This window comes from Micromonospora cathayae (assembly GCF_028993575.1).
Classification (GTDB): Bacteria; Actinomycetota; Actinomycetes; order Mycobacteriales; family Micromonosporaceae; genus Micromonospora; species Micromonospora cathayae.
The window spans coordinates 4439037-4461057 of record NZ_CP118615.1 but is presented as its reverse complement, the minus strand read 5'-3'; the positions used below and the strand labels follow the sequence as shown (position 1 = coordinate 4461057).

The window sequence follows — 22021 nt, the reverse complement described above, 5'->3', positions numbered from 1 at the left end:
CAGCCCTCATGAGGAGGGATCGTCATGGGACTCACCCGCCGTACGCTCATCGGATCCGTGGCGGCCGGAACCGCACTGGCCGCCGTCCCGCCCCGCGACCTGATGCCGGGCGGCATCGCGTCCGCCGCCGCGGCCAGCCCGCCCGGCGACGTGGTCGGCAAGATCACCGTCGGCTACCAGGGCTGGTTCAGTTGCCCCGGTGACGGCGCGCCGATCGGCGGCTGGTGGCACTGGAGCCGGGACCGCTTCCAGCCGCCCTCGCCGGCCAACACCACCATCGTCTCCTGGCCGGACATGCGGGACTACACGCACGGCTACTCCACCGCGTACCCGGCGCTCGGCAACGGCCAGCCGGCCCGGCTGTTCTCCTCCTACGACCAGCAGACCGTGGACACCCACTTCCGGTGGATGCGCGAGCACGGCTGCGACACCGCCGCGTTGCAGCGGTTCAACCCGTTCGGCGACGAGGGACCGACCCGGGACGCGATGGCGGTCAAGGTCCGCAGCGCCGCCGAACGGTACGGCCGCAAGTTCTACGTCATGTACGACGTGACGAGTTGGACCGCGATGCAGTCCCAGCTCAAGGAGGACTGGACGACGAAGATGTCCGCGCACACCGCCTCCCCGGCGTACGCGCGGCAGAACGGCAGACCGGTCGTCTGCATCTGGGGGTTCGGGTTCAACGACGACGGCCGACCGTTCGCCCCGGCCCCCTGCCTGGACGTGGTGCGCTGGTTCAAGGCGCAGGGCTGCTACGTCATCGGCGGCGTGCCGACGTACTGGCGGCAGGGCATCAACGACTCCCGGCCCGGCTTCTCCGAGGTGTACCACGCGTTCGACATGCTCTCGCCGTGGATGGTCGGCCGGACCGGCACCCTGGACGGGCTGGACTGGTTCCACACCAACGTCAACGTCCCCGACCTGGCCGACTGCGCCGCGCACGGCATCGACTACCAGCCCTGTGTGATGCCCGGCGACCTGTCGGCCGGGCACCGCCGGCACGGCGACTTCTACTGGCGGCACCTCTACAACATGATCCGGCTGCCCGCCCAGGGCCTGTACGTGTCCATGTTCGACGAGTACAACGAGGGCAACCAGATCGCCAAGACCAGCGAGACGCAGGCGACCACGCCGGCCGGCGTCGGCATCCGGGCCCTCGACGAGGACGGCACCTTCTGCTCCGCCGACTACTACCTACGGATCACCGCCGACGGCGGCCGGATGCTCAAGGGTCAGCTCGCGCTGACCCCGGTCCGGCCCACCCCGCCGGTGGTCGGCACGCCACCACCGCCCGGGGGCAACCTCGCCGCCGGCCGGCCGGCCACCGCCAGCAGCAGCCAGAACGGCCCGTACCCGCCCGGGAACGCGGTCGACGGCGACCGGGGCAGCTACTGGGAGTCGGCCAACGGCGCGTTCCCCCAGTGGTGGCAGGTCGACCTGGGCGGCAACCAGCCGGTGACCCGACTGGTGCTGGCCCTGCCGGCCGGCTGGGAACGACGCACCCAGACCCTGTCCGTGCAGGGCAGCACCGACGGCACCACCTTCGGCACACTGGCCGGGTCGGCCGGCCGGGTCTTCGACCCCGCCACCGGCAACCAGGTGACGATCACCCTGCCCGGCACCGCCACCCGGTACGTGCGGGTCCACGTCACCGGCAACACCGGATGGCCCGCCGGCCAGCTCGCCCAGGTGGAGCTGTACGCCGGCTGACCGAGGACCCGGCTCGACGGCCGGCGGCCGTCGGCCGGGCGCGGTGGGCGACAGCCATCGGGGGTGCTCAGCGGCCGTCGAGCCGGGCCCGGACCTGCGCGGCGTCCGGGTGGCCGAGCCGGTCGAGGACGTCGACCGCCTGTCGCCAGGCGGTACGCGCCTGCTCGGGGTCACCGGCGGCACACCAGGTGTCGCCCAGGTGGGTCAGGGTGGTGGCCTCGAAGTACCGTTCGCCCACCTCCCGGTAGATCGCCAGCGCGCTGGTGTAGCACTCGACGGCCTGCGGGTACTCGCCGAGATGGTGGTGGGCGGTGCCGACGCTGTCCCAGGTGTGCGCCTCCCAGTACCGGTTACCCACCCGCTGCTGCTGGGTCAGCGCCCGCCGGCAGTAGTCCAGCGCCCGCTGGTGGTCACCGAGCTGGCCGTGGCACCAGCCGATGTTGTTCAGCGCGTTGGCCTGCCCGTGGTCGTGGCCGGCCGCCTCGAACAGGTCGTAGGCCCGCTGCGCGTGCGCGAGGGCCCGCCGGTGCTCGCCCAGCCGTTCCGCCACGTTGCCCAGGTTGAGCTGGGCCCGTGCCCCACCGACCAGGTCACCGAGGGCGTCGTACAGCTCGACGGCCCGGTCCAGGTGCGCGCGGGCCTCGTCATGGCCGCCCAACCGCAGGCACGCCACCGCGCGGTTGCGGTGCGCCCGCGCCTGCCCGTTACGGTCCCCGGCCCGCGCGGCGGCCCGCAGCGCCACCTGCTGTGCGGTCGACTGGTCCCGCCAGGCGCCCACCCGGTCCAGGTAGGTGTTCACGCACCAGGCGATCTGCCAGGCGTGCGCGTCGAAACCGTCGGCCTCCGCCAGCATGACGGCGGCCAGCAGGGTGCGATGCTCGGCGCTGAGCCAGGCCCACGCCCCGTCCCGGTCGACCAGCTCCGGCACCGTCGTGCCGGTCCGGGCCGCCGACAGGTCGACCGGGTCCCGGTGCTGGTGCAGCAGCAGGTCGGCGCGGTGGGCGGTGTGCAGGTAGTGGTCGAGCAGCCGGCCCACGGCGGCCCGCCGGTCCGGTTCCGGGTCGACGGTCCGGGCCTGTTCGGCGGCGTACGCGGCGAGCAGGTCGTGCAGCAGGTACCGGCCGGGGGTGTGCTCGGTGAGCAGGTTCGCCCTGGTCAGCGCGGCCAGCACCGGCCGTACCCGGTCGACCGGCTGCGCCGCGAGGCTCGCGGCGGCGGCGACCGACAGGTCCGGTCCGGGGTGCAGGCCCAGCCGCCGGAACAGCGCCGCCGCCGACGGGTCCAGACTCCGGTACGACCAGGACAGCACCGCCCGGACGTCGGTGCCGGTGTCCCCGCCGCAGAGGGCGTCCAGGCGGGAGTCGGTCAGTTCCTCGGCGAGCCGGGCGAGCGGGAAACCCGGGTGGGTGGCGGCGCGCGCCGACACGATGGCCAGGGCCAGCGGCAGCCGGGCCGACGCGTCGACGATCCGGTCCACCGCCTCCGGTTCGTCGGCCACCCGCCGGCCGCCGACCCGCCGGGCCAGCAGGTCGCGCGCCTCGGCCGGCGACAGCAGGTCCAGTACCAGCGGATGCGCGCCCTCGGTGGCGACCAGCCCCGGCAGTTGGTGCCGGCTGGTCACCAGCACCAGACTGCCCGGGGTGCCGGGCAGCAGCGGCCGGACCTGGTCTGCGTGGCGCGCGTTGTCCAGCACGACCAGCATCCGCCGCCCGGCCAGCAGGCTGCGGAACAGCGCCGCCTGCGCGGGCAGCCCGGCGGGGATCCGGTGCGCCGGTACGGCCAGCGCCTCCAGGAAACCGCCGAGCGCCTCGGCCGGGTCGAGCAGGTTGCCGTCCGGGTCGAAGCCACGCAGGTTGACGTAGAGCTGGCCGTCGGGGAACCGGTCGGCCACCTGGTGCGCCCAGTGCACGGCGAGGGCGGTCTTGCCGACCCCCGCCGTACCGCCGATCGCGGAGATGACCACCGTGTCGGCCGGGCCGTCGGCCAGGCTGCTCAGCGCGGCGAGGGGGGCGGACCGTCCGACGAAGTGCCGGACCGCCGCCGGCAACTGCCGGGGCACCACCCACGGTCGGGTCTGTCCCGCCGGGGTGTCCGGCACCGGTGTCCCGCCGGTGCGGGCCTGGCGGCCCAGTTCGGTGCGGGCCTGGGCGGCCAGCCGGTGCTCGGCCCGGGTCGCGTCGGCCGCCCGCAACAGTCGCCAGTGCGCGGCGTCCCACCGGGCCAGGTCGGTCAGGTCCGCCGGCAGGTCGATCCCGAGTTGCGCGGCGTACGCGGCGCAGGCGTCGACGTACCCGACGACGAAGTCCCACTCCGGCAACGACTTGGCGTTGAGCTTGTCGCTGAGGGTGGAGCGGGCCAGTGGACGGCCCCGGTGGGCGGCCACCGCGACCAGCGCGTTCAGCGACGGCCCACCGGCGACCTGCCGGAGCCGCCGGAGTTCGTCCACGAACCGCAGCAGCGCTTCCCGCCCGCTCTCCGACACGACGCGAACCTCCCCGCGCCGGCGCGGCCCGCGCCCAGGGTCCGCCCGTACCCGCCGGCCGTCCTCCATGGACTGACGTCAGGGTAACTACCCGTGCCGGCTTCGCGGGCACACCGTCAGGTTCCCGCCAGGAGGGGCCGGTCGGCAGGATCAGCCCAGGGTGCCGTAGTACCAGCCCGGACCGTTCACGTCGTGGTACTGGCAGGTCACCGTCCGGGGCACCGGCGCGCCGCTGTTCATCAGGGCGTCGTACGCGGCCTCGCACTCGTAGTACCCGTACGGGCCGTACCAGGTGATCTCGTACGCCTGGGCGGGTGCGGCGACGAGGGCCACGGTGGAGACCGCGGCGAGGGTGGCCCCGATGGCGAAGGCCCGGGTCAGGGTACGGCGGATCGAGGGGCGCACGGCGTCCTCCGAGACCTCGAAACGATGAGTTTCGATGACTATAGATCCTGCCGGAACACCCGCGAACGGCACCGGCGGCCGGTTGGCCCGCGCCGCCAGCAGTTTTCGCATTTGTCCAATGACCCGGTGACCGCCGGATCACCCACAGCCCCACGAACCACTGGGTGACGAAACGCGCACCCACAGTGTGCTCGCCTCGGGCCTTCGGGGTACGGTCCGAAGCGCCGGCCCCTCGTACCGACGATTGCCAGCTCGTCGCCCAGCCGATCACTGGGAGCCTGTCATGTCTGCATCTTCGCGCTTCTCGGCACGCCTACGGGAAGTACTCAAGGAACAGGGAATCACCTACCGCGCGCTCGCCGCCCGCACCTACTACGGCAAAAGCTATCTCCACGATCTCGCGCACGGTCGCAAGCCGCCGACCATGGAGGTGGCCCGACGCCTGGATGACGCTCTGCACACCGGCAACGAACTCGCCACTCTCGCGATGACGGTGGATGGCGGACGGTGGACGATCGACCGGATGCTGGGCTGGCGGCAGTGCGACGCCGAACAACTCGCCGAACAACTCGTCAGCACCGGCCCGACCCCGGAGAACGCCAGCGCCCTGGCGCATCAGTGGCTCATAGCAGACCCCCCACAACGGTACGAGTTGAGCGCCGGCCGGCGGGTGGGACTCGGCACTGTCGTTCACGTCGAGCGACGGGTCCACCAACTTCGACGCCTGGACGACCACGTCGGCGGCGCGGAGACCCATGCGATGGTCACCGCGGAGTTGGCGGTAACCGCTGACCTGCTCCGCGAGGGCAGCCACTCCGAACTCGTCAGCCGGCGACTGCTCTCGGTGATAGCAGACCTGTGTCAGCTCGCCGGCTTCGTGGCCGAGGACGCCGGTCTGGTCACCGAGGCCCGCCGGTACTACCTGGCCGGCCTGCGGGCCGCACACGCCGGCGGCGACCCGGCCAGTGCGGCCAACTGTCTCAGCACCCTCAGCTATCTCGAGGCGAACATCGGAGACCGGCGCGAGGCGGTCACCCTGGCCCGATCCGCGCACGCCGGTGGCCGGCAGTCGGCCGAGGCCACCGGCCAGGCGCTGTTACTGGAACGGGTGGCGTGGGCTCATGCCCGTGCTGGCGACCCAGACCTGGCGGAGCGGGCGTTGGGTGCCGTGGAGGAGGTGTACGCGGACCGGGACCCGGACGCTGCTCCGCCGTGGGCGTACTGGCTCACGCCGGACGAGGTGGAGATCATGACCGGCCGGGTGTGGACGGAGCTGCGGCGACCGCTGCGATCGGTACCGATCCTGGAGCGGGTGACTGCCCGGTACGGGCAGGACGTTCCCCGCGAGACGTCGCTCTACCTCACCTGGCTCGCCGAGAGCCTGGTGCAGGCCGGGGAGATCGAACAGGCGACCGACGCGGCACAGCGGGCACTGGACCTGGCCCGTCGGGCGCAGTCGCACCGGGCGGTCCGTCGAGTGGCTGAGCTACGCCGGATCCTGACCGAGACTGCCCCGAACGCGGCTGCGGTGAGTGACTTCCTGGACCTGTCGGCCGACCTGTCCGCCGTCAGGACATCCAGCTAGGCGGACAGGAGAGGACAAGGTTCACCTGGATCACGCCGCCACTTCGTCACACGCTGTGTTCAGGGCGCAACGGACACCGGTCCTTCGGTACCGCTGTCGGTCGCGTCCGTCAGCCGGGCGCGGCGGTGGTCGGTCTTCCCCCGAGCACCACCGCCGCGCCCCCATTCCGGGAGGACGCGAGTGGACGACGGTACGCAGGGCGATCCGGCGCAGAGCCGGGGTGAGCGGATCCAGGCGGCGGAACGGGAGGCCGCGAGACGGCGGATTCTCGCGCTCGCCGAGGCCGACCGGATACCGGTAGAGGAGACCACCCGGGCACTACCCGATCGGCGGTGGCGGCGTGGACAACACTGAGCGGTTGCCGATCGGCCGGCGGGTGGCGTACTGGCGCATCCGGCGGAAGCTGTCGCAGCAGCTGTTCGCCGACCGGCTCGGCAAGTCGAAGAGCTGGGTGGACAAGGTCGAACGCGGCGTCCGGACGCTGGACAGACTGTCCACACTCCAGGACATCGCCGCCGTGCTGCGGATCGACCCGGCGGTACTGCTGGGCCGGGTCGCCCGGCCGGTCGAGGTGGATGCGCGCGCCGAGGCGGTGGAGCGGGTTCGGACAGCGCTGTCCCGGTACGAGATTCCGCTCGGCCGCCCAACCGGCCGCCGCCCGGTGCTGCCCGTCGACCGGATGGCCCGCGAGGTCACCCACGCCTGGACCACCTTCCAGCACGCCCGCTACCGGCAGGTGGTCGAGTTGCTGCCGGATCTGCTGGTCGACGCCCCGCGCACGCACGCCACCGCGCCGGACACCGGCCGGGCGCTGCTGGTCGACGCGTACCGGATCACAGCCGCCCTGCTGGTCAAGCTGGAGGTCGCCGACCTGGCCTGGCTGGCGGCGGACCGGGCGATGATCGCCGCCACCGGCGACCGGACCCTGGTCGCCGCCGCGGCCGTGCAGCTCGGCCAGGCGCTGCGGGCGGCGGGGCGGGCGGGGACGGCGAAGTCGGTGACGCTCGCCGCCGCCTACCGGATCGCTCCGACCGTGATCGAGTACGGCACCCCGGCCGACGTATCCCTCTGCGGGACCCTGCTGGTCCAGGCCGCGCTGGCGGCGGCGCAGGCCGGGGACGACCGCGCCACCGCCGAATTGATCGACGAGGCGACCGGCATGGCCGGACACCTCCGGGACGGGGTCGACCACCACCACACCGCCTTCGGACCGACCGCGGTCGCCCTGGCCCGTGCCGCCGCCGCGATCGAACTCGGCAACGCGCACGACGCCATCGACTGGCACGAGAGGACCACCAGGCAGGCGGGTTGGCGGTGGCTGCCGGCCGAGCACCGGGCCGCCCACCTGGTCGACACCGCCCGCGCCTACCTGCACGTCGACGACGTGGCCAACGCCGCCCGCGTACTGACCGAGGCCGTGCAGACCGCGCCCGCCGAGATCCGTCATCGGCCGGTGGCCCGGGACCTGCTCGCCCGGATCGCCCGTGACCCGTACGCCCCGACCACGGTCACCCAGCTCGCCGTCACCCTCGGACTGGGGTGAGACCGCGCTCCGGACGCGCCGGCAGAGTCGGTCGACCGGCACGGCGGGGAGCCGTCGGCCCGACAGGGGGTCAGGTGGTGCCCGACCCGCTGTCAGGTGCGTCCTGCCGCTGTCGCCACAGGGTGCGGTAGTCGGGCGGCTGCACGACGCCGGGACCACCGGTGTGTGCGGTCTGCACATGGTCGCGGGCCGGCTGGGGCAGGGCGTCGATGCATCCGGGCGAGCACGCGTTGACGAGGAAGGGCAGCACGTCGGTGCCGACGCGCAGGGAGATCCAGACCTGGTGCAACTGCTGGCCGATGGGCTGGTCGCAGACGCTGCACGTACGGACCGCCTCGGTGCCCCAGACACCGGGATCGAGCGTGCCGAAGGTGGCCTCGGCGGCGGCGGTCACCGGCCGCAGCGCCGGAAAGGGAGGGCGATGCTTGACGTTCCCGTACAGCACGCGGGTGCTGACGGTGCTGTCGCGCAGGCGGGTGCAGCGGGTCAACTCGTAGGGGTACCAGTGCAGCCGGTGCGACGTGTAGGGCTCGAACACCTCCAGGCTGGACATCGCCCCGATCTCGGGCGGGATCCGTACCAGGTTGGTGCCGTAGAGCACGAGGTGCCTGACTGCGGTCAACGTCCCGATCGACGGGGGCAGCGTGACGACCTGCCGCCGCTGCTCCGAGGTCATCTCCACGAAGGGTGTGAACGACTCACGACCGTCCGCCGCGGCCTCGTCGATCAGGTGGAGCAGCCGCAGCCAGCCCGGTGCGGTGGTGTCCTGCCGCTCGGGGTGGAAGTGGACGGTCTCCGGACGGGTCTCGGCCGAGTAGCCGACGCAGGCGCAGCGGTCGCGGCTCGGCCCGCCGGTCTCCGGCGGGGTGGCATCGGCGAACCTGTTCGATAACAACACGGGGACGTCAGGGGGCTGCTGCATCCGCCGAGACTAGCCATGCCAGACTCGGGAAACGGGCCGGGCTGGGCCGGTCAGGCCGGCACGTGCCCGTTGAGGTACGCGTTGATCTGGTCGATCTCCAGTTGGTTGAAGACCTCCGGCTGGTCGGCGGCCTGGTTGGAGTTGATGATCCGCTTGAAGAGGTTGTAGTGGGCCATCGACCGTAGCCCGATGACCCGGTTCGGGGTGACCAGGTAACCCGTGCCGCCGGTGCTCCAGATGAGGTACATCAGCCCGTCCTTGGTGAGAATCGTGGGAGGGGATCCGGGTGCCCCGGCGTACGGTGCGCCCGCGAGGACCGATTCGGGGTTCACCCGCTGGCCGTTCGGCTGGGTCACCTCGAGGTGCAGGTGCGGGCCGGTGGACCGGCCGGTCGAGCCGACGTTGCCGAGGTGTTGTCCGCCCGCGACCTGCGTACCGACCCGCACCACGGGAGTCTCGCGTAGGTGGGCGTAGAGACTGCGCCAGCCGTCGGCGTGGGTGACGGTGGCGTGGTGGCCGAATCCGTCGGCGCTGTGGCTGACGCCGGTCACGGTGCCCGCCGCGATGGACCGGACCGGATAGCCGAGGATGCCGGAGGAGCTGTAGTCGGTGCCGTTGTGCTGCCGGGTCTCGCCGGTGATCGGGTCGGTCCGGGGACCGAACGGGGACGTGATCGGCACCCACTTGTCGAAGGGGCGGTTCCACCGGGGGGTGGCGCCGTACGCGGCTTCCGCGAGCCAGGCTTCCGGGACGACGCCGGCCGCCAGCGCGGCGGTGATCACGCCGAGCAGGTGCCGCCGGTCGATGCCCCGGTACGACCGTCCGTCTGCCACTGCCGCTCCGAGGGATAGCCGGGTCGCTCCCGCCGACGACGGGGCCGGTCGTGGTGGCGTCCCGAGGCCCGACCCAAGCGAGGATCTTCGATAGATCGAGATCGTATGGTATTCACCTCGGCCACTGTCAAGAGCATCGTCCGGACGGGCCGGGGCGCTACCCGACGGCCAGCAGGAACATGTCCACGGCGGCAACGGTGACGGCCCGCTGCTCCTGGACCGGGACCACCCGGTTGCCGTACCGCGACCGGCTCTGCAGCGGCCCGGTGACGAGGGCGAGGAACTGCTCGGCGGCCAGGGCCGGGTCGGTGATCCGCAGCCGGCCGCTCAGGGCGAGCCGGGCGAGGCGGTCGGCCAGCGCCTCGGTGAGGCGTTCCGCGCCGCGACCGGGCGCGGCGTCGAGGAGTTCGGGGAACCGGGTGGCCTCGGCGTGCAGCAGCCGCCGTAACGCGCGGGCCCGTTCGCCGCAGTCGACCCGGGCCAGGTCACCACCGACCGCGAGCAGGGCGGCACGGAGATCGTCCCCGGGGTCGGCGAGCCGGCCGATGATCGCCAACTGCTGCTCGACGAGGTCCGCGGGGCGGGTTCCGTCCTGGCCATGCCGGTCGCCGGCCGGCTCAGTGACCGCCTCGGTGCCCGCCGCCCGGCCCTGACCGGCGCGTTCGTGGCGGCGCTCGGGGCGGCGCTCGGGGCGGCGGCGCTCACCCGGGTCGACGCCGGCGGGGCGTGGCCGGCGCTGTGGGCGTTCGTCGTCGGGGCGGGGCTCGGCGCGGTGGGCGCGCCCACCATGGGCTCGCTGTACCGCACCCTCCCCCGCCACCAGGTGCCCCAGGGCAGTTCGGTGCTCTACATGCTCAACCAGCTGGGCGCGGCGGTCGGCATCGCCGTGGTCGCGCTCGTCGTCGACCTCGCCGGGGACGCCGACCCGGCGCGCGGGTTCCGGTACGGGTACTGGTGGATCCTGGCCTGCGTGCTCGTCATCCTGGCGGGCAGCAGCCTGCTGCCCGGCCGGCCGGACCCCGCCGGACACGTCGTGCGCCCGGCGGACGACGGGGCCGTGGCGGGCACCCCGTGAGCCGGCGGGTCAGCCGGTCTTGGCCGGCGTCGGGCGGGCCGACGGACGGGCGGCCGGCGGGCGGGTCGCCGGCACCAGGGCCAGCGTGGGCAGCAGCAACAGCGGTACGACCAGCAGCGCCCGTAGCGTGCCGACGTGGTCGCCGAGCAGCCCGATCAGCGGTGGGCCGGCCAGGAACGAGGTGTACCCGATCGCCGCGACCACGCTGACCCGGGCGGCGGCGTGCTCCTCCTCGTCGGCGGCGGCGCTCATGCCGACCGGGAAGCCCAGCGACGCGCCGAGCCCCCACAGCACCGCCCCGGCCACGGCCAGCGGACCGGAGGCGAGCACGGCGGTGAGCGAACCGACGATCGCCACGCCGATCGTGGCGAGCAGCACCGGCACCCGACCCCACCGGTCCAGCAGCGGGGTGCCGGCGAGCCGTCCCACCGTCATGCCGACCACGAACAGGCCGAACACCGCCGCCCCGGCCGCCTCGCCGAAGTCGTGCCCGTCGACGAAGGCGACCGCCAGCCAGTCGTTGGCCGAGCCCTCGGTGAAGGCCAGCACCAGCACCAGCAGGCCGACGAGGAGGGTACGCGGCTCGCGCCAGGCGTCCCGGAGCCGACCGGTCCGCCGGCCGGCGCCGGAAGCGTGCGCGGCGGCCGGCAGGAACCGGCGGACCGCGGGCAGCGTACCGGCCACCACCAGCGCCGCGACCACGCCGAGGTGCGCGACCAGCGACAGGCCGAGGCTGGCCGCCCCCGCGCCCAGGCCCGCGCCGGTCACCGAGCCGATGCTCCACGCGGCGTGGAAGCGGGGCATGATGGTCCGGCCGAGCCGCCGCTCCACGGTGGCCGCCTCGACGTTGAAGGCGACCTCGGAGGTGCCGGCCCCGAGCCCGGCGGCGAACAGCCCGACCGCGACGCCCGGGACCGTGCCGACCACCTCGGCGGCGAGCCCACCGCCGAACAACCCGAACGCGATCAGCAGGTGCGCCGCGACCACGGTGCGGGCCGCGCCGAGCCGGTGGGTCACCAGGCCGGCGGTGGTCAGGGCGAGCAGCGCGCCGCTGGACATGGCGAGCAGGACGAGGCCGAGTTCGCCGGCGCTGAGGCCGAGCGCCGCCCGGACCGCCGGCACCCGGGAGAACCACGACGCCACGGCGAGCCCGTTGAGCGCGAAGACGACCGCCACCGCGTTACGGGCGGCGAACACGTACGACGGCGGGGCCGCGCCTGTCCCGGTGTCCTTGACCTGCTCCACGCGTTGTCCCTCCCCGTCGGTCAACCCCGCCGGCGACCCGGCCGGCGGGTTCCGGCGGCCGGCCGGCGGCCCCCGCCCGGCCCGGTGACCGGGGTGAGCGGCAGGTGCGTCCAGTGAACCGGGCGGCCGAGCGTCGCCGGTACCCGGGTGGTGCGGTCGCCCCGGGCGGCGTCGAGCTGGGCCCGGGTGAGGAACAGGCTGCCGGTCAGGTCGGCCCCGCGCAGGTCCGCGCCCCGCAGGTCGGCCCCGGTCAGGTCGGCCAGGTGCAGGTCCGCGCCCCGCAGGTCCGCCCCGATCAGGTACGCCCCGCGCAGGTTCGCCGCCCGCAGGTCCACCCGGCGCAGGTCGGCGCCGACCAGGTCGGCTCCCCGCCGGTCCACACCGGCCCGACCGCCCCGGGAGCGGACCAGGTCGCCGGTGCGGGACAGCGTCGGGTTGACCTCCCGGCGCAGCGCGTCCACGTCCAGCGTGCGCAGCTGCCCGGGGGTGCTCTCGGTCAGCGCGACGAGGCGGTCCCGGGCCCGGTCCAGTTCGCCGTCGAGCGGGTCACCGGGGCGCAGGGCGCGGGCGGCGGTGACGTACCAGAGCAGTTCGTGCAGCGACCGCATGACCGGGAACACCGCCAGCATCGGCTCGGCCAGCTCCGGGTGGCTGCGCCAGTCCCGCCCGGCGAAGGTGACCTGGGCGACCTGCTGCCCGGCCCCGAAGCAGTCGAACACGGTGCAGCCGGGGAAGCCGCGCTCGCGCAGCCGGTCGTGGATGCCGCAGCGGAAGTCGGTCGCCAGGTTCGGGCAGGGGGTGCCGGCGGGCTTGTCGAGGGCGAAGTCCGCCGACGCGGCGAAGGCCGGTGCCACGCAGCAGAGCGCGAAGCAGCGTCCGCAGTCGGCCCGCAGCTCGGCGGGGTCGGACGCGGCGGTCGGTGGCTTCTCCGCGGACACGGCAGGCAAGCCTAGTCCGGCCCTCGCCACCGCCGCCCGGTGGCGGGGCCGGGCGGCGGTGGACGGCGTTCGGTCAGAGCACGTGTTCCAGGTAGCCGTGTACCGAGTCGGCCAGCACCTCGGGGCCGGGGCGGGCCCAGGTGCCGGCGTGGAACACCTCCACCTCGATCGGACCGGTGTAGCCGGCGGCGTCCACCGCCGTGCGGAGCCGGCGCAGGTCGATGCAGCCCTCCCCCGGCAGGCCCCGGCCGAGCAGCACCCCCTCGGGCAGCGGGGTGATCCAGTCGCAGACCTGGAAGGCGGCGATCCGGTCCCCGGCGCGGGCGATCTGGTGGTACACCGTGTCGTCCCACCAGACGTGGTAGGCGTCCACCACCACCCCGACCGTGCCCGGGTCGAACCGTTCGGCGATGTCGAGGGCCTGGCCGAGGGTGGCGATCACGCACCGGTCCGAGCAGAACATCGGGTGCAGCGGCTCGATGGCCAGGGTCACCCCGGCCGCCGCGGCGTGCGGGGCCAGCTCGGCGATCGCGTCGGCCACCCGGTTCCGGGCCCCGTCGAGGTCCCGGCTGCCGGCCGGCAGGCCCCCGGCGACCAGCACCAGCACCGGGCAGTCGAGGGTGGCGGCCTCCTCGATGGCCCGCAGGTTCTCCGTCCGCCAGTCGTCGGTGGTGAAGAACCCGCCACGGCACAGCGAGGTGACGGTGAGTCCGGCGGCCCGGACCAGGCGGGCGGCCCGCTGTACGCCGTACTCGCCGACCGGTTCCCGCCACAGTCCGATGCCGGGCACCCCCGCGCCGGCGCAGCCGGCGACGACCTCTTCCAGCGGCCAGTGCTGGGCGGTGGCCTGGTTGAAGGAGAACCGTTCCAGCCCGGCCGGCACGGGCACCGCCGGCACGACCTGCGGGGCGGTCACTGGGCCACCCCGGCGACGGTGAAGAAGGCGCGGGCCCGGGCGGCGGCCAGCTCGGCGTCGGGCAGCAGCCCGGCGGCGTCGGCCAGGACGAGCAGCCGGGCCAGGTGCGCCGGGGACCGGCCGGCCTGCTGACCGGCGACCATGGTGAAGTGGTCCTGGTGGCCGGTCAGCCAGGCCAGGAAGACGATCCCGGTCTTGTAGTGCCAGGTGGGGGTCCCGAACAGGTGCCGGGCCAGCGGCACCGTCGGGGCCATGATCCGCTGGTACGTGTCGACGTCGCCGGCGTCGAGGGCGGCCAGCGCCGCCCCGGCGGCCGGGGCGATGGCGGCGAAGATGCCCAGCAGCGCGTCGGAGTGGCCCTGCTCGTCACCGAGGATGAGTTCCGGGTAGTGGAAGTCGTCGCCGGTGTAGAGGCGCACCCCGGCGGGGAGCCGGCGGCGCAGGGCGATCTCCCGGTCCGCGTCGAGCAGCGAGATCTTGATGCCGTCGACCTTGTCGGCGTGGTCCTTGACGAGCTGCACCACCGTGTCGGCGGCCAGGTCCAGGTCGGCGCTGCCCCAGTAGCCGTGCAGCGCCGGGTCGAACATGTCGCCGAGCCAGTGCAGCACCACCGGTTCGTCGCTGGCGGCCAGCAGCTCGGCGTAGACGGTGAGGTAGTCGTCGGGGCCGGTGGCCGCCGCCGCGAGGTGCCGGCTGCACATCAGCACCGGGCGGGCCCCGGCGGTCAGCACCTCCTCCAGCTGGGTGCGGTACGCGGCGGTCAGCTCGGCCACCGGGTACGCCCCCGGCGGCAGGTGGTCGGTGTTGACCCCGGCGACGATCCGCCCGCCGACCGAGCGGGCCTCGGCGGCGCTGCGTCGGATCAGTTCGCGGGTGGCGGTGTGGTCGAGCCCCATGCCGCGCTGGGCGGTGTCCATCGCCTCGGCGACGCCGAAGCCGTGCGACCACAGGTGGTGCCGGAAGGCCAGGGTGGTGTCCCAATCCAGCACGGCCGGCGCGCCGGGGACGTTCTCGGCGGTCGGGTCGGCGACCACGTGCGCGGCGGCGTACGCGATCCGGGAGCTGGGTGGGCCGGCGGGCCGGGCGAATCCGGCCCCGCCGGCCAGCCGGTACGTCTCGCCGCCGGTCAGGCGCACGTGGGCGCTCACCGGTCCAGCTCCGGCACCTCGACGCGGCAGCCCTCGCGGGCGGAGAGCAGGCCCAGCTCGGCCAGTTGCACGCCCCGGGCCCCGGCGAGGAAGTCCCACCGGAACGGCTCACCGGCGACCACGTGCCGCAGGTACGCCTCCCACTGCACCTTGAAGCCGTTGTCGAACTCCTCGTTGTCCGGCACCTCGGTCCACTGGGACCGGAAGTTCTCGGTGACCGGCAGGTCCGGGTTCCAGACCGGCTTGGGGGTGACCGCACGGTGCTGGATCTTGCAGCCGCGCAGCCCGGCGACGGCGCTGCCCTCGGTGCCGTCGACCTGGAACTCGACCAGTTCGTCGCGGTGCACCCGGACGCACCAGGAGGAGTTGAGTTGGGCGACGATCCCGCCGGCCAGTTCGAAGATGCCGTACGCGGCGTCGTCGGCGGTGGCCGGGTAGGCGTTGCCGGACTCGTCGACCCGGCGCGGGATGTGCGTGGCGATGACCGCGGTGACCGCCTTGACCTCCCCGAACAGTTCTTCGAGGACGTACTGCCAGTGCGGGAACATGTCGACGACGATGCCGCCGCCGTCCTCGGCGCGGTAGTTCCACGAGGGACGCTGGGCGGGCTGCCAGTCGCCTTCGAAGACCCAGTAGCCGAACTCGCCGCGGACGGAGAGGATCTGGCCGAAGAAGCCGCCGTCGATGAGCCGCTTGAGCTTGCGCAGGCCGGGCAGGAAGAGCTTGTCCTGCACCACGCCGGTGCGCAGCCCGGCCGCGCTGGCCGCGCGGGCCAGTTCCAGCGCGCCGGAGCTGGTCTCGGCGAGGGGCTTCTCGGTGTAGATGTGTTTGCCGGCCTCGATGGCCTGCCGGATCGCCTTCTCCCGCTGCTGGGTCACCTGCGCGTCGAAGTAGATCTTGACGTCGTCGCGGGCCAGCGCCGCGCTCAGGTCGGTGGTCCAGTCAGCCAGCCCGTGGCGCTCCGCGATCTCCCGGAGCCGCGTCTCGCTGCGGCCCACGAGGACGGGTTCCGGCCAGATGGTGGTGCCGTCGTCCAGCCGGACGCCGCCCTGCTCACGGATGGCGAGCAGGGACCGGACGAGGTGCTGCCGGTACCCCATTCGGCCGGTGACGCCGTTGAGAATGATGCCGATCGGCCTGCGGGTCATGATCTTCCTTCCACCTCAGGCAAGCGCTTTCCTCAGCAGCGTATGGGGCGCCGACCCGCCGGGCAAGGCCCCCGCCCCTCCGGGACCGGCGGCGTGCCGGACCTCACCGAGACTGGGACCGCTCTGCGCGCTGCGGTAACCTGAGGCCGCGCCCGACGGGCGACCACATCAACAAGATCGACTCGGGGGTGGCCATGGCGACGTTGGCCGACGTCGCCCGGCGGGCCGGGGTCTCCCCCGCGACCGCGTCGCGGGTGATCAACGGCAGCAGCAAGACGGTCACCGAGGAGCTGCGCGACCGGGTGCTCCGGGCCGTGGCCGACCTGCGGTACGTGCCCAACGCCCATGCCCAGCTGCTCGCCCGGCCCCAGCGCAGCGTGGTGGGCGTGATCGTGCACGACGTCTCCGACCCGTACTTCGCCGAGATCACCCGGGGGCTGCAACGGGTGGCGACCGCCCGCGGCAAACTGCTGATCATCTGCAACAGCTACCGGGACCCGGAACGGGAACTCGAGTACGTCGACCTGCTACGCGGCCAGCAGGTCGCGGCGATGATCCTGGCCGGCTCCGGCTACCACGACGACGCCTTCACCACCCGGCTCAACGAGCAGCTCGCCGCGTACGAGGCCACCGGCGGCCGGGTCGCCGTGATCGGTCGCCACGAGCACGCCGGGGACGCGGTGATGCCGGCCAACGAGAACGGCGCCCTGCTACTCACCCGGGAACTGCTCGCCCTGGGCCACCGGCGGATCGGGGTGGTGGCCGGTCCCCGGCTGCTCACCACGACCACCGACCGGCTGGCCGGGCTGCGCCGCGCGCTCGCCGAGGTCGACCTGACCCTGGACGAGACGCACATCCGTTACGCCGAGTTCGACCGGGACAGCGGGGCGCAGGCCACCGCCGCGCTGCTCGACGAGGTGCCCGGCCTGACCGCGATCGTGGCGCTCAACGACTCGATGGCCGTCGGCGCGCTGTCCCTGCTGCGCACCCGGGGGGTGGCGGTGCCCGGCCAGGTGTCGGTGGCCGGCTTCGACGACATGCCGATCGCCCGGGACGTCACCCCGACCCTGACCACGGTCCGGTTGCCGCTGGTCGAGATGGGGGCCCGGGCGATGACCCTGGCGCTGGAACCCGGGGTCGACGGCGACCGGGTCGAGGTGCTCGACGCCGAACTGGTCCGCCGGGACAGCACCGCCCCCGTCCCGGCCTGACCAGCCCGCCGACCGGTCAGCGCCGGGCCTGCGGCCTGCGCGGCACGCCGGGCCGGCGGTCCCGACCCGACCACCGGGCCGGCCCCGGCCCGGGAGCCCCGGTCGACGCCGGTCGCACCCCGTCCGCCGCCCGGGGTGTGACCGGCCCCGTCACGGCCGGTCCAGCCGCTCGGCGAGCGCGCCGAGCGCGTCCCGGTCGAGGTGGCCGTCGACCACCGCGATCCGGTGCCGGCCCGGCCGGGACGTCCCGGCCGGGATCACCCGGGGCTCGTCGAACGCGAACGCCGAGCAGACCCCGGGGTACATGCTGGCGCGCACGAACCAGCGGTCCCCCTCGGGCAGCCCGACGAAGAGCAACGTCCACGCCACCCCGTCGGGGTTCGTGCCGAGCATCGCCACCCACGGTTCGGCGCTGCCGTTGACCTGTTCCTCCCCGTCCGTCTTGGCGGTGAGCACCCGGGGCGGGGTGGGCCCGGCCGCCGCCCGCCAGAAGAAGCCGCCGTACCCGGCCCCGCCGGGGCGACCGTTGGTGGCCGGGCTGCCGAGCGTCACGTCCCGTCGGTCCGGGGCGGTCAGGGTGTAGTCGACCTCCAGCGTCCAGGCCCGGTCGTCGACCGGTCGGGCGGCCAGCCGGCGGCGCTCGGTGAGCAGCAGCCCGCCGTCCCGGTCGCACCAGCGCAGCCGGTGCTCCAGCCGGTCGGCTTCCCGGTGGAACCACCCGTCGTGGCTGATCCGGCCGTGGTCGTCGCGCCAGGTGTAGCCGGTGTCCCGGACGTAGGTCCGCCCGCCCCACAGGTTGGTGCCGTCGACGTCCTGCACGGCCAGGGAAGCCCCGAGATGCCAGACGTGGTCCTCCGGCAACGTGTCGGTGACCGGCGTGCCGGCGAGGGTCCGCACCGGGTGCAGGTAGGGGCGCGGCCCGTGCTTCGCGTCCAGGTCCGGGTCGAGCACGTACCGGGCGACCTCCCGGTCGGCCACCAGCAGGCGTGGATCGTCGTCGGTCACGGGTGCTCCCATCGGGTCGCCGGCAGGCGACGGCTCACGGCGTGCAGGGCGGCCAGCGCGTACCCGGCGAGGATCGGCACCGCCACCGGGTGGACCATGACCGCGAGCAGGGTGGCGATGCCGGCCACCGCGCCGGTGCCGGCCCACAGCAGCGGCCGGTCCAGGCCGGCCCGGCCGGCGGACCGGGCCGCCGACCGCCAGCCCCGGCCGCCGGTACGTCCGATCCCGACCACGGTCAGCGCCGCGTAGCCGAGGGCGGCGGCCACCGCCAGCACGGTGACCACCAGCATCGGCGCCCCACCCGGCACGTGGCCCCGGGCCAGCGCGGTCAGGTCCAGCACCACCAGCGCGGCCACCACCAGCCCGAGCAGGGACACCGGCACGCCGGGCAGCAGCGCCCGACGGTACCGGCGGAGGTTGTCCCGCGCCGACGGCCAGGTGCCCGTGGTCAGCCAGTCGTGCACCGCCGCGCTGGCGGTGGCGACGGACGCCCCGGCGGTGAGCACCGGCAGCGCGCCCAGCAGCAGCGCGAAGCCGAGCACCGCCAGGTCACTGGCGTCGCGGGCGGTGTCCCGCCAGTCCCGCCGGGCGGGGGCGTCGACGCTCACCGGCTCACCCCTTCAGACCGCTGGTGTTGATGCCCTCGACGAGCATCCGCTGGAACGCGACGAAGAACAGGAACACCGGCAGCAGGGACAGCACCGACATGGCGAACATCGGTCCGACCGCGCTCTGGCTGGTGGAGTCGATGAACAGGGTCAGCGCCACCGGGACGGTGTAGTCCGTCAGTTCGGACAGGAACACCAGTTGCCGGAAGAAGTCGTTCCAGGTCCAGATGAACGAGAAGATCGCGGTGGTGACCAGCGCCGGCCGGCTCAGCGGCAGGATGACGTGCCGGAAGATGCCGAACGAGTTGGCCCCGTCGATCTTGGCAGCCTCGTCGAGTTCCTTCGGGATGCCCCGCATGAACTGCACCATCAGGAAGACGAAGAACGCCTCGGTGGCCAGGAACTGCGGCACCAGCAGCGGCAGGTACGGCCAGTCGCCGCCGACCATGCCCATGCTCCGGAAGAGGATGTACTGCGGCACGATCAGCACGTGTCCGGGCAGCAGCAGCGTCCCGATCATCACGGCGAACCAGACGCCCCGCAGCTTGAACCGCAGCCGGGCGAAGGCGTACGCGGCCAGCAGGCAGGAGACCGCGTTGCCGACCACGGACAGCAGGCTGACCATCGCGCTGTTGAAGAAGAACCGGCCGAAGCTGACGTCGAAGTTGGTCCACCCGTCGGCGTAGTTGCCGGGGGTGAAGACCTCCGGCAGCAGGCCGATGTTGTTGACGATCTCCTGCTGCGACTTCACCGAGGTGCCGAGCATCCAGAACAGCGGGTACAGCACGATCGCCAGGATCGCGACCAGCACGAGCACGCGTACGGCGCGGCGGCCTCCGTCGCGGCGCGGGCGGCGGGCCACCGCCGGAGTTGCGAGCGCGGTCACCGGTCCTCCCCGTCGGAGTAGTGCACCCAGAAGCGTCCGGTGCTGAAGAAGACCACCGTGATGACCGCGATGGCGATGAGGAACACCCAGGCCATCGCCGAGGCGTAGCCCATGTTCAGGTCGGTGAACCCGGCGATGTACAGGTTGAGCGTGTACATCAGGGTGGAGTCCACCGGGCCGCCGGTGCCGTTGCTGAGCACGAACGCGGCGGTGAAGCCCTGGAAGCCGTTGATGGTCTCCAGCACCAGGTTGAAGAAGATGACCGGGGAGAGCATCGGCAGGGTGACGGCGCGGAACTGCCGCCACCTGTTGGCCCCGTCGACCGAGGCGGCCTCGTACAGCTCGGTCGGCACCTGCTTCAGCCCGGCCAGGAAGATCACCATGGGCGCGCCGAACTGCCAGATGGCCAGCACCATCAGGGTCTCCAGCGCCCAGTCCGGGTCGTTGACCCAGGGTTTGCCCTCGATGCCGAACAGGCCGAGCAGCGAGTTGAACGCCCCGTCCCGGTTGAACATGTTGACCCAGACGATGGCGAGCGCGACGCTGCCGCCGAGCAGCGACGGCAGGTAGAACAGGCCCCGGAACAGCCCGACGCCGCGGAACGCGCGGTTGAGCAGCAGGGCCACCCCGAGCGCGGCGGCCAGCTTCAGCGGCACCGCGATCAGGGCGAACTTGAGCGTCACCTGGACCGCGTGCCAGTAGGACGGGTCGTTGGTGAACATCTTCTCGTAGTTCGCGAAGCCCACCCACTCGACCTCCGACCAGGGGGTCAGGATGTCGTAGTTGGTGAAGCTCAGGTAGAGCGAGAGCAGCATGGGGATCGCCGTGACGGCCATCAGGCCGATGAGCCAGGGCGACAGGAAGACGTAACCCGCCAGACCTTCGCTGTTCCGGAACCCGCCGGCCCCACGCTTGGCGTGGGGCCGGACGGATCCGGTGCCGCGGCGGGTCGGGTCGGGCGCGGTGGTCAGGGCCACAGGACCGACTCCTCTCCGAGCGTCGTCAGGTCAGGCGATGGCGGACTTGCTGGCGGCCACGAACTGCTTCGCGGCCTCGGCCGGGGTGGACCGCCCGTACTGAGCCTCCTCGGCGGCCTTGATCAGCTCGGAGCGGACCTTGCTGTGGCCCTTGATCGGCACCTGCGGGGCCTGGCCGAACTTCGCCGCGAGGTCCGACTCCACCTGGATGGACTGCTTCATGGCCGGGTCGGCGACCGCGTCGCTGACCTGCTTGCGCAGGTCGAGGTTGCTGGGCAGGCCCCGGTCGGTGCCGAGGATCTTGACCGCCTCCGGGTCGTTGGCGAGGAAGTTGAGCACGTCGACCGCGACGTCCTTGTGCTTGCTGCCCCGGAACACCGACCAGTACATCGAGGCCCGCGCCCACTGCGCGCTCGGGTCACCCGGGTAGGCGATGACGCCCAGTTCGTCCTTGGTGTTCTTCTTCAGCTCGGGCATCTGGTTGACCCACACCCAGGAGGTGGCCGCCTTGCCGGTGACCACGAGCTGCTTGGTGATGTCGGTGGCGTTGCCCTCGTGGATGACGTCCGGGGTGGGGGTGGCCTTGCGGTCCCGGGCGCCCTTCCACAGCTCGAACCACCTGGTCACGTCCTCCTCGGTGAAGCCGAGGTCGTTGCCGTTGTACAGGTCCTTGCCCTGCTGGCGCAGCCACACCCAGAACGCCTTGTAGTCGGCGCTCGGGTCCTGGGTGCCCAGCTTGGTCTTCTTCGCGACCTGCTCGGCCCAGGCGATGTGCTCCTCCCAGCTCTGGCCGGTGGTCGGCTCGGGGAGGCCGTTCTTCTGCAGCAGGGTCTTGTTGTAGACCAGGCCCTGGGTGTTCTCCCCGGCGGCCATGCCGGCGAGCTTGCCGTCCACCACGCCGTACTGCCAGAGGCTCTCCGGGAACTTCGACACGTCGAGCTTGCCGTCGTCCTTGTAGCTGTTCAGGTCGAGCGTGGTGTTGCGGGAGGCGTACTCGGACAGGTAGTTGTCGTCGATCTGGAAGATGTCCGGCGGGTTGCCACCGGCGGTCAGCGTCGCCAGCTTGTCGAAGTAGCCCTGGTTGGCCTGCCAGGTCTTCTCGAACGTGACGTTCGGGTGCTTCGCGGTGTAGAGGGCCAGCGCCTCCTCCGTCAGCTTCGCCCGGGCCTCGCCACCCCACCAGAAGATGGAGAGCTTGACCGGGGCGTCCGGGTCGGAGCTGGCCGCCTCGTCGTCACCGCAGGCCGCGGCGCCGAGCACCAGCGGCAGGGCGACGACCGTGGCGAGCAGCCCACGGAGCAGCCTCCGGCGGGGGGTACGGTGGGAAGGCCCGGAGGGCGGGCCGGCAGTGGTGGTGGTTGCGGGGTGCATGTGCGCTCACTCC

General features: G+C 73.1%; 20 protein-coding genes. 5 read left to right on the top strand and 15 right to left on the bottom strand.

Features of this window, described 5'->3' with window-relative positions:
• Nucleotides 1-24 precede the first annotated feature (24 nt).
• The gene (locus PVK37_RS20280; RefSeq protein WP_275029140.1) at nucleotides 25-1710 is read left to right on the top strand and encodes a glycoside hydrolase family 99 protein; all 1686 of its coding nucleotides are present in this window, start codon (nucleotides 25-27) and stop codon (nucleotides 1708-1710) included.
• A 67-nt stretch (nucleotides 1711-1777) separates the two neighbouring features.
• Here PVK37_RS20280 and PVK37_RS20275 read toward each other — a convergent pair whose 3' ends face one another.
• Both PVK37_RS20275 and PVK37_RS20270 read right to left on the bottom strand, forming a co-directional pair.
• Nucleotides 1778-4192, bottom strand: a complete 2415-nt coding sequence (locus PVK37_RS20275) for an ATP-binding protein (protein WP_275029138.1) — start codon at nucleotides 4190-4192, stop codon at nucleotides 1778-1780.
• A gap of 150 nt (nucleotides 4193-4342) precedes the next feature.
• The gene (locus PVK37_RS20270) at nucleotides 4343-4708 is read right to left on the bottom strand and encodes a hypothetical protein (RefSeq protein ID WP_275029136.1); all 366 of its coding nucleotides are present in this window, start codon (nucleotides 4706-4708) and stop codon (nucleotides 4343-4345) included.
• Nucleotides 4709-4880: 172 nt separating this feature from the next.
• Between PVK37_RS20270 and PVK37_RS20265 the strand changes: the two genes are divergently transcribed.
• Together PVK37_RS20265 and PVK37_RS20260 are read left to right on the top strand one after the other, a co-directional pair.
• Complete coding sequence (locus PVK37_RS20265) at nucleotides 4881-6182, top strand: helix-turn-helix domain-containing protein (protein WP_275029135.1); 1302 nt, start codon at nucleotides 4881-4883, stop codon at nucleotides 6180-6182.
• 340 nt (nucleotides 6183-6522) lie between these two features.
• Complete coding sequence (locus PVK37_RS20260) at nucleotides 6523-7725, top strand: helix-turn-helix domain-containing protein (protein WP_275029134.1); 1203 nt, start codon at nucleotides 6523-6525, stop codon at nucleotides 7723-7725.
• 70 nt (nucleotides 7726-7795) lie between these two features.
• On the opposite strand, the gene PVK37_RS20255 is transcribed toward PVK37_RS20260, so the two are convergent.
• From PVK37_RS20255 to PVK37_RS20245, 3 genes are all read right to left on the bottom strand, one after another.
• Nucleotides 7796-8647, bottom strand: a complete 852-nt coding sequence (locus PVK37_RS20255) for a leucine-rich repeat domain-containing protein (protein WP_275029132.1) — start codon at nucleotides 8645-8647, stop codon at nucleotides 7796-7798.
• Between the two features lie 50 nt (nucleotides 8648-8697).
• Nucleotides 8698-9480, bottom strand: a complete 783-nt coding sequence (locus PVK37_RS20250; protein ID WP_275029131.1) for a M23 family metallopeptidase — start codon at nucleotides 9478-9480, stop codon at nucleotides 8698-8700.
• A 157-nt stretch (nucleotides 9481-9637) separates the two neighbouring features.
• Nucleotides 9638-10036, bottom strand: a complete 399-nt coding sequence (locus tag PVK37_RS20245) for a TetR/AcrR family transcriptional regulator C-terminal domain-containing protein (RefSeq protein ID WP_275029129.1) — start codon at nucleotides 10034-10036, stop codon at nucleotides 9638-9640.
• Between PVK37_RS20245 and PVK37_RS20240 the strand changes: the two genes are divergently transcribed.
• Nucleotides 9998-10555, top strand: coding sequence for an MFS transporter (locus PVK37_RS20240; protein ID WP_341483453.1), 558 nt, complete (start codon nucleotides 9998-10000; stop codon nucleotides 10553-10555). The genes PVK37_RS20245 and PVK37_RS20240 overlap by 39 nt on opposite strands.
• A 9-nt stretch (nucleotides 10556-10564) precedes the next feature.
• On the opposite strand, the gene PVK37_RS20235 is transcribed toward PVK37_RS20240, so the two are convergent.
• The 5 genes from PVK37_RS20235 to PVK37_RS20215 all read right to left on the bottom strand — a co-directional run bounded on the left by PVK37_RS20235 (nucleotide 10565) and on the right by PVK37_RS20215 (nucleotide 15950).
• On the bottom strand, nucleotides 10565-11800 hold the full coding sequence (locus tag PVK37_RS20235) for an MFS transporter (protein WP_275029128.1): 1236 nt from the start codon (nucleotides 11798-11800) through the stop codon (nucleotides 10565-10567).
• A gap of 20 nt (nucleotides 11801-11820) precedes the next feature.
• Nucleotides 11821-12738: a pentapeptide repeat-containing protein gene (locus PVK37_RS20230; protein WP_275029126.1), complete on the bottom strand. Its 918-nt coding sequence runs from the start codon at nucleotides 12736-12738 to the stop codon at nucleotides 11821-11823.
• Nucleotides 12739-12811: 73 nt separating this feature from the next.
• Nucleotides 12812-13654 (bottom strand): sugar phosphate isomerase/epimerase family protein, encoded by an 843-nt coding sequence (locus PVK37_RS20225; RefSeq protein ID WP_275029125.1) that lies wholly within the window; start codon nucleotides 13652-13654, stop codon nucleotides 12812-12814.
• Nucleotides 13651-14802 (bottom strand): dihydrodipicolinate synthase family protein, encoded by a 1152-nt coding sequence (locus PVK37_RS20220; protein ID WP_275029123.1) that lies wholly within the window; start codon nucleotides 14800-14802, stop codon nucleotides 13651-13653. The genes PVK37_RS20225 and PVK37_RS20220 overlap by 4 nt, the downstream gene beginning before the upstream one ends.
• Nucleotides 14799-15950: a Gfo/Idh/MocA family protein gene (locus PVK37_RS20215; protein ID WP_275029122.1), complete on the bottom strand. Its 1152-nt coding sequence runs from the start codon at nucleotides 15948-15950 to the stop codon at nucleotides 14799-14801. Before PVK37_RS20215 ends, PVK37_RS20220 begins: the two co-directional genes overlap by 4 nt.
• A 194-nt stretch (nucleotides 15951-16144) precedes the next feature.
• On the opposite strand from PVK37_RS20215, the gene PVK37_RS20210 reads away from it, so the two are divergent.
• Nucleotides 16145-17161, top strand: a complete 1017-nt coding sequence (locus tag PVK37_RS20210; RefSeq protein ID WP_275029121.1) for a LacI family DNA-binding transcriptional regulator — start codon at nucleotides 16145-16147, stop codon at nucleotides 17159-17161.
• A gap of 150 nt (nucleotides 17162-17311) precedes the next feature.
• Here the strand turns inward: PVK37_RS20210 and PVK37_RS20205 are convergent, their stop codons facing one another.
• The 5 genes from PVK37_RS20205 to PVK37_RS20185 form a co-directional block, all read right to left on the bottom strand.
• Nucleotides 17312-18166: a DUF6807 domain-containing protein gene (locus PVK37_RS20205; protein WP_275029120.1), complete on the bottom strand. Its 855-nt coding sequence runs from the start codon at nucleotides 18164-18166 to the stop codon at nucleotides 17312-17314.
• Entirely contained in the window at nucleotides 18163-18774 is a 612-nt protein-coding gene (locus PVK37_RS20200) for a hypothetical protein (protein WP_275029119.1), read from the bottom strand. Before PVK37_RS20200 ends, PVK37_RS20205 begins: the two co-directional genes overlap by 4 nt.
• Nucleotides 18775-18778: 4 nt before the next feature.
• Nucleotides 18779-19540 carry a carbohydrate ABC transporter permease gene (locus tag PVK37_RS20195; RefSeq protein ID WP_423791093.1) on the bottom strand — a complete coding sequence of 254 codons (762 nt, stop codon included), beginning with the start codon at nucleotides 19538-19540 and terminating at the stop codon, nucleotides 18779-18781.
• 116 nt (nucleotides 19541-19656) lie between these two features.
• Complete coding sequence (locus tag PVK37_RS20190) at nucleotides 19657-20637, bottom strand: carbohydrate ABC transporter permease (RefSeq protein WP_275029116.1); 981 nt, start codon at nucleotides 20635-20637, stop codon at nucleotides 19657-19659.
• A 30-nt stretch (nucleotides 20638-20667) separates the two neighbouring features.
• Nucleotides 20668-22008, bottom strand: a complete 1341-nt coding sequence (locus PVK37_RS20185; protein WP_275029115.1) for an ABC transporter substrate-binding protein — start codon at nucleotides 22006-22008, stop codon at nucleotides 20668-20670.
• Nucleotides 22009-22021 lie beyond the last annotated feature (13 nt).